General features: G+C 64.2%; 19 protein-coding genes and 1 pseudogene. 1 reads left to right on the top strand and 19 read right to left on the bottom strand.

The genetic code is table 11. From position 1 onward, the window contains the following. Positions 1-105 (top strand): annotated as a pseudogene (locus H0X95_RS33580) (IS110 family transposase); the annotation flags it as partial. Positions 106-121: 16 nt separating this feature from the next. Here H0X95_RS33580 and H0X95_RS33575 read toward each other — a convergent pair. From H0X95_RS33575 to H0X95_RS33485, 19 genes are all read right to left on the bottom strand, one after another. Then, a complete protein-coding gene (locus H0X95_RS33575) occupies positions 122-427 on the bottom strand; it encodes a hypothetical protein (RefSeq protein ID WP_023093452.1) in 306 nt (101 codons plus the stop codon). 90 nt (positions 428-517) lie between these two features. Beyond that, positions 518-838 (bottom strand): hypothetical protein, encoded by a 321-nt coding sequence (locus tag H0X95_RS33570; RefSeq protein WP_023093453.1) that lies wholly within the window; start codon positions 836-838, stop codon positions 518-520. 50 nt (positions 839-888) lie between these two features. After that, positions 889-2,022 carry a DUF6094 domain-containing protein gene (locus tag H0X95_RS33565; protein WP_255302663.1) on the bottom strand — a complete coding sequence of 378 codons (1,134 nt, stop codon included), beginning with the start codon at positions 2,020-2,022 and terminating at the stop codon, positions 889-891. 40 nt (positions 2,023-2,062) lie between these two features. After that, positions 2,063-2,710 (bottom strand): hypothetical protein, encoded by a 648-nt coding sequence (locus tag H0X95_RS33560; RefSeq protein ID WP_023093455.1) that lies wholly within the window; start codon positions 2,708-2,710, stop codon positions 2,063-2,065. A gap of 73 nt (positions 2,711-2,783) precedes the next feature. After that, positions 2,784-3,044 (bottom strand): hypothetical protein, encoded by a 261-nt coding sequence (locus H0X95_RS33555; RefSeq protein WP_003050326.1) that lies wholly within the window; start codon positions 3,042-3,044, stop codon positions 2,784-2,786. Positions 3,045-3,060: 16 nt separating this feature from the next. Further along, entirely contained in the window at positions 3,061-3,468 is a 408-nt protein-coding gene (locus H0X95_RS33550; protein WP_023093456.1) for a hypothetical protein, read from the bottom strand. A 101-nt stretch (positions 3,469-3,569) separates the two neighbouring features. Then, entirely contained in the window at positions 3,570-3,896 is a 327-nt protein-coding gene (locus tag H0X95_RS33545) for a hypothetical protein (protein WP_023093457.1), read from the bottom strand. Between the two features lie 94 nt (positions 3,897-3,990). Beyond that, a complete protein-coding gene (locus H0X95_RS33540; RefSeq protein WP_023093458.1) occupies positions 3,991-4,683 on the bottom strand; it encodes a DUF3275 family protein in 693 nt (230 codons plus the stop codon). Between the two features lie 57 nt (positions 4,684-4,740). Continuing rightward, positions 4,741-5,658, bottom strand: coding sequence for a DUF3577 domain-containing protein (locus tag H0X95_RS33535; RefSeq protein ID WP_023093459.1), 918 nt, complete (start codon positions 5,656-5,658; stop codon positions 4,741-4,743). 366 nt (positions 5,659-6,024) lie between these two features. After that, the gene (locus H0X95_RS33530) at positions 6,025-6,378 is read right to left on the bottom strand and encodes a DUF3085 domain-containing protein (protein WP_023093460.1); all 354 of its coding nucleotides are present in this window, start codon (positions 6,376-6,378) and stop codon (positions 6,025-6,027) included. A gap of 123 nt (positions 6,379-6,501) precedes the next feature. Continuing rightward, on the bottom strand, positions 6,502-7,314 hold the full coding sequence (locus H0X95_RS33525) for a hypothetical protein (protein ID WP_023093461.1): 813 nt from the start codon (positions 7,312-7,314) through the stop codon (positions 6,502-6,504). 283 nt (positions 7,315-7,597) lie between these two features. After that, positions 7,598-7,876: a hypothetical protein gene (locus H0X95_RS33520; protein ID WP_023093462.1), complete on the bottom strand. Its 279-nt coding sequence runs from the start codon at positions 7,874-7,876 to the stop codon at positions 7,598-7,600. A gap of 96 nt (positions 7,877-7,972) precedes the next feature. Then, positions 7,973-8,710: a DUF5983 family protein gene (locus H0X95_RS33515; RefSeq protein WP_023093463.1), complete on the bottom strand. Its 738-nt coding sequence runs from the start codon at positions 8,708-8,710 to the stop codon at positions 7,973-7,975. A gap of 80 nt (positions 8,711-8,790) precedes the next feature. Beyond that, a complete protein-coding gene (locus H0X95_RS33510; RefSeq protein WP_023093464.1) occupies positions 8,791-9,477 on the bottom strand; it encodes a hypothetical protein in 687 nt (228 codons plus the stop codon). 174 nt (positions 9,478-9,651) lie between these two features. Next, complete coding sequence (locus H0X95_RS33505; protein WP_023093465.1) at positions 9,652-10,044, bottom strand: hypothetical protein; 393 nt, start codon at positions 10,042-10,044, stop codon at positions 9,652-9,654. Positions 10,045-10,065: 21 nt separating this feature from the next. Next, positions 10,066-10,278, bottom strand: coding sequence for a hypothetical protein (locus tag H0X95_RS33500; RefSeq protein WP_023093466.1), 213 nt, complete (start codon positions 10,276-10,278; stop codon positions 10,066-10,068). A 329-nt stretch (positions 10,279-10,607) separates the two neighbouring features. Continuing rightward, complete coding sequence (locus H0X95_RS33495) at positions 10,608-11,165, bottom strand: hypothetical protein (protein WP_034084950.1); 558 nt, start codon at positions 11,163-11,165, stop codon at positions 10,608-10,610. A gap of 243 nt (positions 11,166-11,408) precedes the next feature. Then, positions 11,409-13,016, bottom strand: a complete 1,608-nt coding sequence (locus tag H0X95_RS33490; RefSeq protein WP_023093468.1) for a DNA cytosine methyltransferase — start codon at positions 13,014-13,016, stop codon at positions 11,409-11,411. A 517-nt stretch (positions 13,017-13,533) separates the two neighbouring features. Continuing rightward, positions 13,534-15,546, bottom strand: a complete 2,013-nt coding sequence (locus tag H0X95_RS33485; protein ID WP_023093469.1) for a DNA topoisomerase III — start codon at positions 15,544-15,546, stop codon at positions 13,534-13,536. Positions 15,547-15,756 lie beyond the last annotated feature (210 nt).

Raw genomic sequence — 15,756 nt, 5'->3', positions numbered from 1 at the left:
CTGTCCAAGGTCGCGCTTGTTGCCTGCATGCGCAAGCTCCTAACCATGCTCAATGCCATGGTCAAAACCAACACGCCTTGGGACGATTCACTTCATCGGGCTTGACTCGGAAGACGGTTACTCAGTCCTCGGACGGCAGAACGATGACGGTGGCGTGGCGCTCCGCGTCGGTAACGATGCGAATGGCCAGCCCCGGATGGATCACGTAGTGCGATGCCAGCGATGCGCCTGATTGAAGCGCGGTGCTGTTGGCCTGCCATTGCTGGACGTTGACGTCGCCCCAGTCGCCACGGGTGTGGCGCCTGAAGTACGGGATCGGGTCGAGGCGACCCGAGCGGACCAGGCGGTCAATGCCTTTGCTGAAGATAAGCGCCCCGATGGGGAACGCCAGGCTCTGACAGTAGGTTTCGATGCGATGTGATGCCATGGGCTCCTCCTTGATGAGTCATTGAGCCACGACACCCCTGCCGGAGTGAAGTGGCTCCGTCAGGAAAATGAGGATGACGATGTGGGGACGTCAGATCAGGTCCCGCTCTTCGGGAAGCTGGATCACCGTGGTCTCGTGGTCCTCGCTGGTCTTGACGATTAGCGCCAGGTCCGGCGTGATCCTGAACTGCGAGATCATCAGGTTGTCCTGTTGGATCGCCACGTCGTTGGCTTGGCGTGTGGCCTCATCGATCTCGCCCCAGTCCCCGCGCACATGGCGCTGGACATAGGCTAAGGGGTCGATCAGGCCTCTTCGGGCCAGCCAATGCACCTTCTCGCTCAACTTCAACGTACTCGGTGCGAACAACGGTTGCTTGTGCGGCGCTGGCCGCTTGAACGGATTGGGGAACATGGTGTTTCTCCTTCGATGTGGTACAGCAGGACGGCAGCGCGTCCGGTGGATCAGCGGATGGTTAACACCTCGCCCCGTGTCGCGGAGCCAGGCGTCATGTCCCACGCGCGGATGACGGGCACAAACTTGTCGGTGAGGATGCGGGTCTCGGCGATGGAGCCGTCTTCGCGTTCGGTGAATTCCCGCTGGAGCGTCTTGTCCTTGTGGGTGTCACCTTTGACGACGAGCACGCGCCCCGTCTGGGAGCGCACAACGCCGGAGATCGCGCCCGCGGCCAAGGCCAGGGCGAGATGCCAGTGGGACAAGGCTCGCGCCGGTGGACGCAGCGACTGCTGCGCGGCCCCCAAGTGCGTGTCCAGCGACGGCCAGAGGCCTTGCAGCCTGCCAACCTCGTCGGCGAACTGTTCGGGCTCCATCGTCACGCGGAAGAAATGCTCCGGCTCGGCCGGACTGGCGGGGATGATGTATGGCAAGAACGGCCACTCGCTCGGAAGTTCCTCGGCTTCGACTTCGCCAAGCCCAACCTGCAGCAGCAGGCTGCGCACGGCCTTGACGCCATCGGGGGCCTGCTCGCGCTGGCGCACCCTTCGGCCGAAGATCACCACTTGCTTGAACTGCGTCTCCACCGCTCGGTAGATCCGCAGATCGGTGTAGTGACGTGTCAGCCAGCCGACCAGCTCCGCGTCGAGCACGTAGCCGGGAACGATGAAGACCAGCACGCCGCCGTACTGCAACAGCGACAGCGAACGCTGATAGAACAGCTTTTCGAGGCGGGCACGGCCCTGGCCCTGGTATCCGATGTTGCCGTTGACGTCCTTGGACAGGTCGCCATACGGCGGGTTGAGCCAGAGCAACCCGAAGGACTGTTTGGAGACCATCGTGTCCATCAGGTCCGCGTGCAGGCAGTGATCGACCAGACCTCGGGCATGGCGTGCCCGCTCCGCGTCGAACTCGACGGCGAACGCCTTGGCCTGCTCGCGCCCGAGGGCATGGGCGGCTTCGGCGATCGCCACGCCTTCGCCGGCGCAGGGATCGAGGATGCACATCGGCCCGTCGCTGGGCATCAGTGCGTTGAGGGCTCTTTCGAGCGTGGGTTCGTCGGTCGGGTAGTACCCGTTCTTGGCGAAATTGCGGGCGAGCCGCGGGAACATGAGGGCCATGGAAGTCTCCTGGTTGGCGGGGATGAAACACGGAAGCACGCCAAGGCGTGCCTCCGTGGGTGGGTCAGGCCGCTACCACTTCCGGCGTCCAGATCTTGGCCGGGTATGGATAGGCGGTGAGCACGTCACTGCGGATCAGGGAACCCAGCGCCAAGGTCAGCGCCGGCACGTCGATGGCGAGCCGATGGCCTTCCAGCGGCCCGAGGGCGAACGGAAGGCGGGCCAGCATCTCGCGGCTTTGCAGCAGTTCCAGCACGGTCTCGCGCCAGTGGTCGAGCAGCGGCAACGGGCAGGTGTCCCGCACCAGCATCCACAGGCGGTCAAGCCGGTGGGCACTGTCGCGTGGCAGCAATGCCAATGCGCTGGCGTTGGCCTTGTCGGGCTTGACGCAGCGCCGGTCGAACAGCCACACGTTGGACAGCGAACCGAACAGCGTTCGCCGGTAAGCGCGGGTCATGCGCTTTTCCAGGCGATCGACGTTGCCGACGAACACCGGGACGCTGCCGCCCTGATCGGTGATGATGTGGAACTGGTCCAGTCCCTGCTCGTCGCGCCCGAGGGTCAGGCGAGCAAGGAACTGCTGGACGGCGGTGTCGCGCGCCCAGATGGACAGGAAGATCAGGTTGCCCTGGTCATCGCCGACACAGGCGTCGGCCATCACGTCCGGGCATTCGTCGATGCGGTACAGCGTGGAAGAAGTGTTTGCGGGCATGGTGGTGTCCTCGGATGAACGGGAACAGCACCGCCCCCTGGGGCAAGTACTGCCCCAGTGGGAAGAAAATCGCTCAGTCCGGCTCGAACTGCCGGGTGTGCGGGTTGAAGTGAAGCGCCTCGTCCACCGCCGTGATCGGCGTGAAGCCGTCCAGGTAGATGTTGTTGAGGTACTGGTCGCGGTAGGTCAGTGCCTGCCGTGCCTGTTCCTCGGTGAGGCCGTTGCTGATGAAGTACTCCAGCATCTCCTCGTCGGAGGACACTTCGTCGTTGGACAAACTTCCTTCAACGAGTGCCAGCAGCGAGGGTGAGAGCGCAGCCAGGATCGGGTCCATGTTGGTTCCTCCTGGCTCAGGCCATCAGCGTCGCGGCGGGAGCCGTGACAGCCGTGGGTGTGCGTCGCCGTGCGTGGTAGGCGCGAACGCCTGCACGCCAGTCGGCGGACTGCTCCGGTGCGAGGTCCAGATAGGACAGCGGGCACGAGTAGTAGTACGGGTGCATGGACTCTTCCAGCGGCTTGTAGCCCCACTGGTTGCCGCTGCGTTCCAGCAGATCGCAGCGGATGTAGCGCAGGGACTGGCCCGGCGCGAGATCACGATGCACACCCTCGACCTTGGCGGTCATTTCGACCACGGACCACAGCACGTTGCCGCGCAGTGCGTGAGCGATGACCTTCGCGCTGACGCGCTCGGTCTGCTGCGGTGCGATCAATTCCGCGATCAGCTCAGACCGCGATTGGGGAGAGAAATACCAGCCCATGAGAGGCCTCCTGGAAAAAGTAGAGTCGGAGGCCTCCCGCAGGGGGAGAACCCCGACGGGTGGTGAAAAGCCGATCAAGCGGCGATGACGTGTGCCGGACCTCAGTAGTCCGAATCGCAACCGGCCGGGCAATAACCCAGTTCGATTCCGTGCGAGCAATAGCCGTGTTCAGCGTTCCAGTCCTGGGCTTCCTGCCTTTCGGCCGGTGTCGCGTAGTCCCATTCCTGTGCGATCTGCAGCGCTTGTGCGCGTTGGTCTTCGGGCAATCGAGCAACTTGCTCGTCGATCGCGGAACTGAAGCGTTCGACGTAGTAGTCGTGAGACAGTCCGCACCCCTTGGTGGCTTGTGCGGCTTCCGTCTCGCAGAGAGCCCGCCAAGCGGGTTCATCCAGAGCGGAGCGAGGGGAATCGCAAGCGATGGTGGACATGATGGAGACCTCCAAAAAGGAGCCGAGGCCTCCCCCGCATGGGGAAGGAACCCCGGCGGGTGGATGAAGGACACCGCGGATGCGGCGCCCATGGTTACGCAGGTTGCAGTTCGGCCCGGCGGCTCCACTCCTGCGTCTTGAAGTCCAGCGCGTAGCCCAGTTCGTCCAGGCGGGCGATCTGCGCGCGCAGGGCGCGGCGGTCGATGGTCGAATCCAGCTTCACGGACTCGCCCAGCGGCCACAACAGGCCGAACAGTGCGGCGTCGCCATCCTCGGTGCTGCCGGGGGCAGCAGCCGTAGCAGGCGGCGGCGCGTCCACGCCGAAGGGCGTCGTATCGATCAGCGGGTCCGCGGAGGCCTGCACGGGTGCAGATTTGGCGGACCTGGATGCCTTGGAGGCCTTGACCGGCGTTGCCGCAGGCGGCGGCCCTTGCTCTTCATCGAGCGGATCGACTTCCTGTGGGGCGAAGCTATGTGCTTCGGCCTTGCTCAGCTTGTCGATGCCGAAAAGTGTCATGCCGTCCAGGTTGGCGCGCATCTCGAAACGCATGCTGCCGTCGCTGATCGGATAGCCTTTGAGGAAGATGTAGCGGAGGACGAATTCCCCTTGGTACTTGCCCTCGGGGTACTGCTCCAGTTCGGCATCTTTTATCGTGAACTTGCCGAGTTGGCATTCGAGCTTGCCAACGTTGAACTTTCCGTTGCGGCCGTGAATGGTGCGCAGCGCGAGCTGGCCCGGGACGATAATGGGCGTGGCCGATTTCTCGGGTGCCGATGTGACTGCCATGATGCTTCTCCTTGAGAAATAGGAAAAAGGCAAGGCCCCGTGAGGGGCCATGCCGGATCAGAACGAAGCAGCCAATGCCGGCTCCTGCTCCTCGACTTCACCTGCGGGCTCGCGCTCGGCGGACTCGGCAGGCTGCTCGGCAGCGGTGTCGGCAGCGTCCTCGGCTTCGGGCGCGGATGCGTCCTGGGCCTGCGGTGCCTCGGCTTGCGCCTGGCTCGTGGGATAGACCTGGGTGCCATCGATCTTGATCAGACCGATGTGGACCAGCGTCGATTCCAGACTCGCGGCCGGTTCCCCGGCGTGCTCGCCCTTGGTGCGGATGTACGGATCGATCTTCATGTCGTTCAGACGGAAGGCGACCAGCACTTTGCGATCCGCTTCGATGGCCTGCACGCACCGGCGAACCAGGTGCTCGGCTTCAGGGGTGGCGACGATCGTGTCGAAATACCGATACTCCGGTTCATCGACAGGGCCGGTCAGCGCTGCGATGCAGCACGACAGGAAGGGATCACCGTCTTTGGGAGTGACGTCCTTCGGGCGGCTGAGGTAGCCGATGCCGCGGGTGATCAGCTCGTGCTGCTTGATCGAGGCCAGTTCGGCCCGGTCAATCAGTTCGGTCTTGAGCAGCCGGGCCTTGAGAGACCCGCCTACTTCGCCCTTGCGTTCACCCTTGTCGCGGATGAAGGGATCGGCGCGCAGATCGCCAGTACGGAAGCGCACCAGTGGGCGCTGCTTGGGATCGTCAACGCCGATGTAGCGCTGGACGAGCTTCTTGGCCTCGGCACCCGAGACTTTGACGTCGAAGTAGCGGTAGCTGGGGTCCCTGGCAGGGCCGACCAGCGCGGCGATGGTGCATGCCAGGAAAGGCTGCGCTCGGCGGCCGCCCCTGACGGGCACTTCACGGACACGCTGGATGTAGCCGATGCCCGAAGTGTGGAGGTCGAAATACGATTTCTCGTTTGAAGTGGTGTTCATGGTGAATCTCCATAGGGATGAAGCGGAGACACACCAGCCCACGCATGCGGGGAGAGGTGCGTAACCCCGCGGTGGGTTGATAAGGCGAAAGCATCCGCCACCAGAGACTGGTGGCCGCTCGCGAATGGATGCGGTGCGAGCTGGCTCGGTCACGCAGTCGAAACTGCGCCGCAACCTCGAAGACCGATGGTTGCCTGGCATGTCGCTGACGACGTCAGCAGGCATGGGGGCAGCATCGCCGGGCCTCGCGCGTGCGACAGCAATCAATCGGCATCCGGGCGCTTCCCATTTTTTCCAGGCTGCCCAGTTCCGCCCAAAAAGAAGCCCCCAAAATGGGGGCTTCAAAGGGTATGCGGACATTTTTGACTACGCCGATTCCACCGCCGCCAGTGACAGATGCGTAGCGGTGGCGGACAGCTCCAGATCATCTGAGCTTTGCAGAATGCGAGTGAAAACGCTGTCTTTCGGGTCGAAGAACTCGCCGAAGTCGTCGCCTCCAAGTTCGGCGCGTGCCAGTTCCCACCAGTCATCGAACGGGTCGATATCCGGGTTGCAGCCGACGGCATAGGCCAGCAGCTTCACGCGGCCATCGGGGCGGCGCTCTCCGCGCTCGGCGAGGAAGTACACGCCCTGGTCCTTGGCCAGGGCGACGCGGCATTGGTTGGCGATGGCCTCGGCAAGCACGGGGCGCAGGTCGGAGCCTCTGAATCGCAGTGACATGGTTGAAATCTCCTGTATGGATTAAGAAAAAGCCCTCCACCCAAACGGATGGAAGGCTTGTGGGGCAGTCGCCGGTAGGCTATGGACTGGTCAGTCGTGCCGCTGGGCTTCCTGTCTGGCATGTCAGGCTGGAACCGCCTGACGTCGCCGAGGAGCTTTGGCGTCGATCACGCTGACGTCGATCAGGCGCCAGCGCCCGTCGTCGATGAGCCGCTCCAGCACGTCACCGAGCATGTCGAAATACACCTCGTCGTGCCGATCGATCAATTCACCGTCGCGATGCAGCTCCACCACGTAGGTGTCGCCGCCACGGTCGTAGAGGATCGTCACCTGACCCTCGAACTTGGTGGTTGAAACCGTGAAGCTGATCGCCGGCGGGGTCTCGATGATCTTGGAGGGCTTGGGATCGACCCAGACGAAGTCGCGGGCACCTGCATCGACCAGCATGTGGGTGATGCACCGGAACCCGTCGGGCGCGGGCATCTCCTCCAACTGCTCGATGAGTTGGCCCAGTTCCATGCACTGCGGCTCGGGAATGGGCAGCTTGGCGGGCGCTTTGCCGAGGATATGCCTCGTGATGGTGTAAGGCGTGCCATCCGAAGTCTTCTCGGTAACGACTTCCGGGGTGTCCGCGCGCAGGCCGTCGAAACGTCGCCGGGCGTAGGGTTGGACATGAACCTTGGCGCCCTCGCTCGGGACGGTGGTCACCAGGTTGGGGTCGAGCACCGCGAACTCGCTGGGCTTGAGCTTGACGACGATGGCATCGTCATTCGCCGCGACCACCTTGCCGTCGAAGGGTTGGGGATCGATGGCGAAGCCCAGCGTCGAGGATTGCGGCTGATCATCGAACACGCGGTACTTGAACGACCGCACGTTGCGGGGCACATGGCCTGCGACAAGCGAAGGCATCAGGGTCTTGATGAGAGAGCGATCCATGGGAATCTCCTTGAGAAAGAACAAGGGATTCCCCGCCCACAAGGGAGAGGTCCCTTGTGGGTGGATGGACGCGGTACGTCCGTAGGAAGAATCGACCAGCACGGTGTCCCGCACTTGCAGCCTTGAAGGCCTCGGCTGCCAGGGCATGTGTCGGCAACGCCGACGAACATGGAGCAAGGATGGCTCTGAAATGGGCGGCCTGCCCGCAAGAAATCGCACAGCGTCGCACCCGCTTTCCAGCGCTTCGGACAAGAAAAAGCCCCTCGAAAGGGGCTTGGTTGGGTCAGGCTTCGTACACGAAGTAGTGTTCTCGCTGACGTGGGAAGAAGACATGTTTCCATGTATCGCCGCTGGTGTTGCCACCGTCGAAGACGACCATTTCGTAGTCGTCAATGTCGGTGTCCACCAGTTCGACGCTGGCGACATGGCGCATGTGCAGCGTGCCGCTCATGCGCTCGAATACCAGGATCTGGCCGATGGCGTCGTCCTGGCCCATGGCATTGACGCAGGAACCGAGCTGGTACTCGAAGTCGGACGTGCTAGGGATGAGGTTGGGGAACATGAGGTTGCTCCTATGAAAATGAACCAGCCCGGCTCCGGGAGGGAGACGGGCTGGTATGGGGAGAACAAAGAGGAAGGATGTTGTGTCGCGTGGCTGCTAGGACTCGGCCAACGGCAGGCCCAACAGCACGGGTGCGTCGGCGTCGAGAATCAGGATGCGCACATCGGCCTGGCCGGCCAGTTCAATGACGTTCGCCAGGTCATCCGGCATGCCCTTGCTTCGGTGCTCCTGGCGAAGCTGCTCCGCACTGATCCCCTCGACGCGCTCCAGGTTCTTGTCCGTCCAGGGGGTGGAGATCAGCTTGATGCCGATCGCCGGGCTGTAAGGAACCCGGAACGCGATGAACAGGAATGCCTCCGGCGTGGCGAGGTCTGCCAGGTTGGCGAGGTATTGGCCGGTTTCCTCGCTTATGTGTGCACTGCTGATTTCCCAGCACCGGCTGTAGTAGCCGGTCTCGAAACTCAGGCGCTGCACGACTTCCCGTGCCGCTTCAGCCGAATAGGTATCGCCGACGTGGATGGGGCGGCCGTCGAAGTCGTCGCCATGGATGGCATAGACCACGGCGCCGATTACGCCTTCACCGCTGACACCTTCTCCGGCATCGCATTCGGCCAGTACCTCGGCATTCACGGGTTGGGGACCATTTTTGACCACGGCGAAATCGCTGGTGATGATGCACGAGGATGAAATCAGTTCCTCGTCGGAAAAGTGCTTTTGGCTCGCGTGGACGATTCGCCAAACATGCGGGCTTCCGTCCTCGTAGCTGATGCACAGCGTGCGGACGATTTTCAGATTCCAGTAGCCGCGGAGAAATGGATTGGGTTTCAGGGACATGGCAACTCTCCAGATTTGAATAATGGAGCCAATCCCCGCCACCGGGAATTGGACCCGGTGGGTTGAAAGTGGAAAATGCGTCAGTCGGCGCTGATCGTTGGCGTCTGGGCCAGCCGTTCGGCGATGCGATGGCGCACATTCAGGCGGAAATGCTCGTCGGTGATGCCGGCAAGCAGGTTGGCGGCCTCCAGCGCGATCAACGCCGAGGCCTCTTCGATGTCGGTGGCCACGATGGTCTTGCGCAGTTGGTCGCCGAGTTGGAGTGCCTGCGAGGACGTTCTGAAGACCTGGGCCTCGCGGCTCAGGTAGCAGCCGTTGCCGCCGAACTCGAACAGCCTCGGTTTGCTGCAATGCCAGCAACCCTCGAACTGGATGGCGGTCAGGTGATGACCGTCATCGAGGCAGGAGGCGATCAGAAACAAGGCTTCCAGGTCGGCGCTGTCCTCGAACTGGTGGTGCTCGATGAGGTTCTCCAGCTCCCAGTCCTGGTCAGCACCGAAGTGCGCGGCCAGCCGTTCAAGCAGAGGTGGAATCGACAGTTCTTCGTCGTCGGGCATGGGGATGCCGAGTTGTGTGGCCAGGTCTTCCAGGCCATCCAGCACATCCGTCCAGCGCGGGTCATTGGTCTCGGCGATCTGGGCGATGTAAGCCTGCCCATTGCCGGGATGGTTTTCATCCAGCGCAAAGGCGCCGAACAGCGCCTTGATGACGGGAGTAACGCGGTCGAGCACGAGAACGCCCGTGCCTTCGTAGTAGTTGTTTGCCATGGTGGCTCCTTTCGGGGAAGTGAGCGGAGCCAGCCCATGCGGACGATGGCATCCGCGGGAATAGCCCAAGGCCGTTGGCGCCGGGCGATGGGTAAGAAAAATTGAGGGACATGGCCTCATGGGCGCATGTCCCTCACGTGGGATCGAGAGGACAGTGGCGTGCCGGAGACCGGCTCACCAGCCGCTGTAGTTCACCAGCAGGTCGGCGATGACCTTGCGGCGTTCCAGGTCGAGACCGTCGAAGTCCGACAGCCCGTCGAAGTGGCAGCGCTTGAGCATGGCACCGCCCTCGCGCGCGTTGTAGAAGCTGACCATGGCGGACAGGAACATGCGTTCGCCGCTGCTCAGGACGCCGAGGGCATCGTTGAGCCGCAGCATGTCGGGACGCAAATCCCACTTGGTGTTGGCCTGGTTCAGGCCTTCGCGGGTGCCGTCGCCGAACCATTGCGGGCCGGCGATCTCGACACCACGCTTCCAGGCCTCGAAGAAGGCTTGGGGCGCGGCAGCGAAATGCTGCTCTTCCCGCATGATCTGATCGACGACTTCCTGTGGCAGAAGCTGGTTCATGACGTGATTCCTCCAGTTGGATCAGGGCGTGGCGAGCTGGGTCCAGCCGCCTCTTTCGAGCGCACGTTGAGCCGCGGCGTAGCTGCGGAAGTACTCGCGGGATTCCCGCGAAACGGGACCTTCGGTATCGCGCGTGCCGATGTAGTGACCGGCGGCGCTTTGCAGGACTTCGAGCGGCAGGAACTTGCCGCAGTAGGTCGAGGCCAGTTGGCCGAAAGAGGCTTGCTGGGACATGGACGGACTCCTTTGAAAAGCGGGGCCTTGTCCCTCACGGGATGGCAGCTCCCGCACGCGGTTGATAAAAGGCATCGACGTCACGAGGACGCGCGTCCGCAGACTTGATGCGATGCGGACTGGTGGGCAACGCGGGAGGGACCCGCGGCAGCCTGGAACCCTGGCTGCTGGCATGTGCTGACGAATCAGCGAACATGCGGGCAGCTTCGTGCGAGGGCCGCTCGGCGTCAGTGGGAAAACGGCATCCGACCCAGCCCCGATTGATGGGCGCAGAAAAGAAAAGCCCCGCATCGAGTGCGGGGCTGTCAGGAGGGTGCGGTGGCGCTGGGTCAATCGGGCTTGTCGCCCAGGACATGCTGCTTCCACAGGTCGAATGCCTGCTCGGGCGGAAGCTCGGCGAGGATGACGATGGGCTGGGCCTGCCGGGCGCGCAGCGAAGCGAAGTACGCCTTGCGGTCGGCGATGGCCTTGAGCTTGATGCCCTTGATGAACAGCAGTTTGCCGTCCTTGATGAACAGCACCTTGTTGCCGATGTCGCGGTTGAAAGCGGCTCGCACCTTGCGTTCCGCGTGCATGGCATCGGCCAGCTCATCGACCAGGAAGTCGAGCGTCATGTCGATGTAATGGGGGTCTTCACCCTCCTGGCCGAGATCGAGCGGCGCAGGCGGCAGTTCCTTGGCGAAGGCTTCGGCCTGAGCCAGCAGCGTCGTCTTGTTATTGAGCGCGCGGAGGAATGTCGAGCCGCCATGCCCGTCGTTGCGGGCCTCGGCGATGGGAGTGCCGTCGAACACGACGGTCGCGGTGAAGCACAGCGTTTCCTCGCTGGCGAAGTCGGCGACCTTGAGGTTCTTCAGCATGATGCGGTCTTGCTTGGTGATGGTGTCCATGGAAAGTCCTGAAATCGACCGGGTGGCGACATGCCCCTGACGGGACGTGGCGACCATCCCGTGGGTTAGAGAAAGGAGGCATCGATGCCCCGGTGGGCAGCGTTCGCCGGTGAGATGCCGAAGCGAACTGGCGGGTGGCGTGGGCGGAACCCACGGCAGCCTTGACACCCTGGCTGCGGGCTGCTGCCGATACATCGGCAATGCAGGGACGAGAATGGCGCGGCGCGCAGGCTGCGTCGTCGATCAATCCGAAGCGGTCGAGCCCGTCTTGTGCAGGCACTGCACCAGCCGGTTGCCCAGCCAAGCCATGCATGGGACGGCCATGGAGTTGCCGATCGCCTTGTAGCGCGGAGCGTCAGCGGCAGGCTTCCCGCGATACGGGATCAGCGTGTAGTCGTCGGGCATGCCCTGCAGCCGCTCGCACTCCATCGGCATCAGCCGCCGCACCCGCCATTGCGACCAGTCGCCGGGGCCGGGGTCGTTCCAGTCGTAGCGGAAATGGGCCTCGAAGTCGGGGGCCAGCACATGGGGCTTGTCAGCACCGCCGCCGCTGGTACGCAGCGCGGCCGCTACGCTGCCGCCCAGCTCGGCGGCAAGACCCTGCGGCCGTCCCCGGAGGGCAACGCAGGTCACCATGGGCACGCCGTAGCCCGGCTTGCCGTTGGACAGGACGGTGCAAGCTACCTGTCCATGGCCTGACTCGAAGCGCACTTCGCCGCGGTTGTTCTGCGCGAAGGCGATGGCGGGTACGACGCCGGCGTTTGCATGACTGTTGCGATGCCCGCCGGCACGCAGCGTTGGCGTCAGGTCGATCGTGGCATCCGCGCCGCTGCCCTGGGCGGTGAAGGCGATGATCGGCACGCCCTTGCCGGTGCCGTCCTCGCTGCTGCCCTTGCCGTTGTTGGCGGTGTCGAGGGTATGGGCGATGCTGCCGGCGACGGACTGCACCATGAACGTCTCGGTGCGGATGTCGTGCTTGGGACCCGCGGCCATCAGGCATGCCGCAACATCGACGGGGCCGGTGCCGCCGCTGAATCCGAACATCGTGGTGACCTTGCCGTAGGGCTGCGTCAGCCCGGCGAATCCTGCGTATCCGCCTGCTGCTGCAGCACCCGGTTCAGTAGCGCGGGCAGCTTCTTGCCACGGCGCGCGGCCCGCAGAAGAATCCCCGAGCAGGCCTGCGCGCTCAAAAAGTACTTCGGTGGGATCGAGACCATCTCCACCACTTGCCACAAGAAACACGCGCTTGCGGCGTTGGGCGACACCGAAATATTGAGCGTCGAGCACGCGCCAGGCGATGCGGCGGCGGGGTCCAGACACACAACCAGCGTGCGCCCATTTTTCCCCTGGCGGCTGGAGCGCACGGCCTTCGCCGGCCAGTGCGCCCAGGAAATGTCCGAAGGCATTGCTGCGGTCGTTGAGGACGCCGGGGACGTTTTCCCAGACGAGCGTTGCCGGCGGGCGGCGGTCTTGGTGGCGGGTTTGGTCGATGGCATTTGCAAGCTCCACATAGGCAAGGGTCAAGGCGCCGCGCGGGTCATCCAGTCCCTGGCGGGCGCCGGCAACGCTGAACGACTGGCATGGCGTGCCGCCGACCAGGATGTCGGGCGCCGGCACGGTGCCGGCGCGCACCTGACGGGCGATCGCGGTCATGTCGCCCAGGTTGGGCACGTGGGGGTAACGGTGAGCGAGCACGGCGCTCGGGAACGGGTCGATCTCGGCGAACCACGCGGCTTCAAGGCCGAGGGGTTGCCAGGCGAGGCTCGCGGCCTCGATGCCGCTGCACACGCTGCCATACAGCAGTGGCGCGGCCTGGGGCGCACCGCGAAGGGTGCAAGGTTGCGGGTTCATGTCGGGTCTCCTGTTCGTGTGGCCCGGGGCGGGCCGGGACGTTGATAGGCAGGAGAAAGGCGCCGAAGGCCTTGCGGCCTTCGGCTCGGGAGGAAAGAACCACCCGTGGGCTGGTGCAGGCCCGGTCGTCGCTAGAACCGTCTGCTCATCAGCAATCACACCCGGCGCATGTCGTGGTTCGCGCCGGCATCGTCTGGCGCACATCCGCGCACAAAGGGAGCCCGTTTTTGCGCCGGCGGGCACCGGCACCGAATACCGCTGACCACGAAGGGTCTCCGGGTGGCTCGCGCAGCCTGGCAAGCCATCGGGGGACCCTTCGCAGAGGCGGGAGAAATGCAGATCAGCAGAACGCGGGAGGCGGTTCGCGGAGAAGCTACCTTCAGGTCCCGCGGCCGGGGATGACCAAGCGGGACGCGCACACGGACAAGAAGGCGTTGCGCGCTGGGCGTCCCGCAGGGCATGCGGGACACAGGCCGCGCCGCCGATGGCGGGCACGGCTCACGGGGAACGGGGTCGGTCAGGAGCCTTTGCGGCCGCCACTGCGCGGACGCGAGGCACTACGCTTGGACGTGCCGGATTCGACCGGCAGAGTGCCTTTGCAGTCGGGGTAGCGGCTGCACGACCAGAACGGGCCGCTCTTGCCGGTGCGCTGGCGCGTGGGCGCGCCGCACTGCGGGCAAGCCGGCCCTTGGGGAACCTTGATGGACAGGGACGTGTTGCCGTACTGCGCGATCAACTGTGAGATCCATGCAGCCTGCTTGCTGATGAATACGTCCAGCGTGAGCTGCCCAGCTTCGATCATGTCCAGCGCCTGTTCCCAGACGGCGGTTGTCCCTGGGTCGGCAATCGCTGTGGGTACCGCGTCGATCAGGGTGAAGGCCGCATCCGAGGCACGGATGGCGCGGCCCTTCTTCACGAGGTAGCCCCGCGTCAGCAGGCCACTGATGATGTTGGCCCGCGTCGCTTCGGTTCCGATGCCGACCGTATCCTTGAGCTTCTGTTTCAGGCGCGGGTCCGAGACCAGTTTGGCGACGCCCTTCATGGACTTGACCAACTCGCCTTGCGTATAAGACCGAGGGGGCAGCGTCTTGAGCGCCTTCAGATCGACGTCGGCCACCTGACATGCCAGCCCCTCGCGCAGCGCGGGCAGTACCTGGCTGCGCGCCGCAGGGGCGCCATCCTCCTCAATTTGCGGTTCGGCCAGCACCAGGCGCCAACCCTTGACGACGACCTGCTTGCCGGTGGCCGCCAGCGTCTGCTGGCCGCAGGAGAGGTTCGCCACGGTGCGGTCGAACTCGTGGTGAGGAAGGAATTGCGCCAGGTAGTGCGCCCGGATCAGCCGATACACTGCCAGTTCCTTCTCACTCATGGTCGAGAGGTTCGCCGGTTCGAGCGTCGGGATGATGCCGTGGTGCGCGGATACCTTTGCGTCGTTCCAGGCGCGTGAGCGTTGAGTGCGGTCGAGCTGGTCCATGATCGGTCGCAGCGACGGATCGGTCTTGACCAGGCTGTCGAGAACCGTTGGCACCTCGGCGAACATGCTTTCGGGCAGGTATCCCGAATCGGAGCGCGGGTACGTCGTGGCCTTGTGCGTCTCGTACAGGGCCTGAGCAATGTCCAAGGTCTCCTGCACATCCAGCCCAAGCTGCTTGGAACACACCTCCTGCAAGGTCCCCAGGTCGAACGGCAGCGGCGGGCCTTCCCGCACGCGCTCAGTTTCGACCGACACCACCTGGGCGCTGTCCGCGACGCGGATCTGCTGCGCGGCGTGCTGCGCGATGGGCTGCTGCAGGCAGCGGCCGGCGTCGTCGGTGCATGCTTTCGGGGGAACCCATTGCGTGGTGAAAGTCTGGCCACCAGCGGACAGGGACACGTCGATGGCCCAGTACGGCACGGACACGAAGGCGGCGATCTCGCGGTCGCGGTCCACGACCAGTTTGAGCGTGGGGGTCTGGACGCGGCCGACCGACAGCACGCCGTCATAGCCGGCCTGTCGTCCCAGCACCGTGAACAAGCGGCTGAGGTTCATGCCGACGAGCCAGTCCGCCCGAGAGCGCGCCAGTGCCGAGTAGTACATCGGCAGGGTCTCGGCCGACGGCCGGAGCTTGCCGAGCGCGGCGCGGATGGACGCATCGTTGAGCGCCGACAGCCACAGCCGCTCGATGGGACCGCGGTAGCCGCACAGATCGATGATCTCGCGGGCGATCAACTCGCCTTCGCGGTCGGCATCAGTGGCGATGACAAGCTGGGTCGCCTTCGCCAGAAGCGCCTTGACGACCTTGAACTGCGTGGCGGTTTTCGGTTTGACCTCGACCCGCCAGTGCTGAGGAATGATGGGCAACTGCTCCAGCGACCAGCGCTTGAGCGCCGTGTCATAGACCTCGGGGGCTGCCGCTTCGACGAGATGGCCGATGCACCAGGTGACGGTGACGCCGGAACCGTTGAGGCAGCCTTCACCGCGCTGCGTGGCACCGAGAATCCGGCCAATGTCTTTGCCCTGGGAGGGCTTCTCGCACAAGAACAGCCGCATGTCCGTCCATCCCGATTCCCGTTGTTCATGGAGTTGCTGGAATCGAGGATGCCGAGCGCCGCCTGGGGCAGCAGCAAACAAGCCGCATGCGGCGGCGACCGCTTTCACGGGATGGAATCGCTTGTACGGGAGGCGCGCGTGGCCGCAGGTGTGCGGATCGGGAGCCGCGATTTGCGGGAGCGCGTGGAATTCAGTGGACGCTGGTGGAGC

The organism is Burkholderia sp. 9779_493 (genome assembly GCF_015712215.1).
Lineage (GTDB): Bacteria > Pseudomonadota > Gammaproteobacteria > Burkholderiales > Burkholderiaceae > Burkholderia > Burkholderia cenocepacia.
This window is presented reverse-complemented; position numbering and strand designations above follow the sequence as displayed.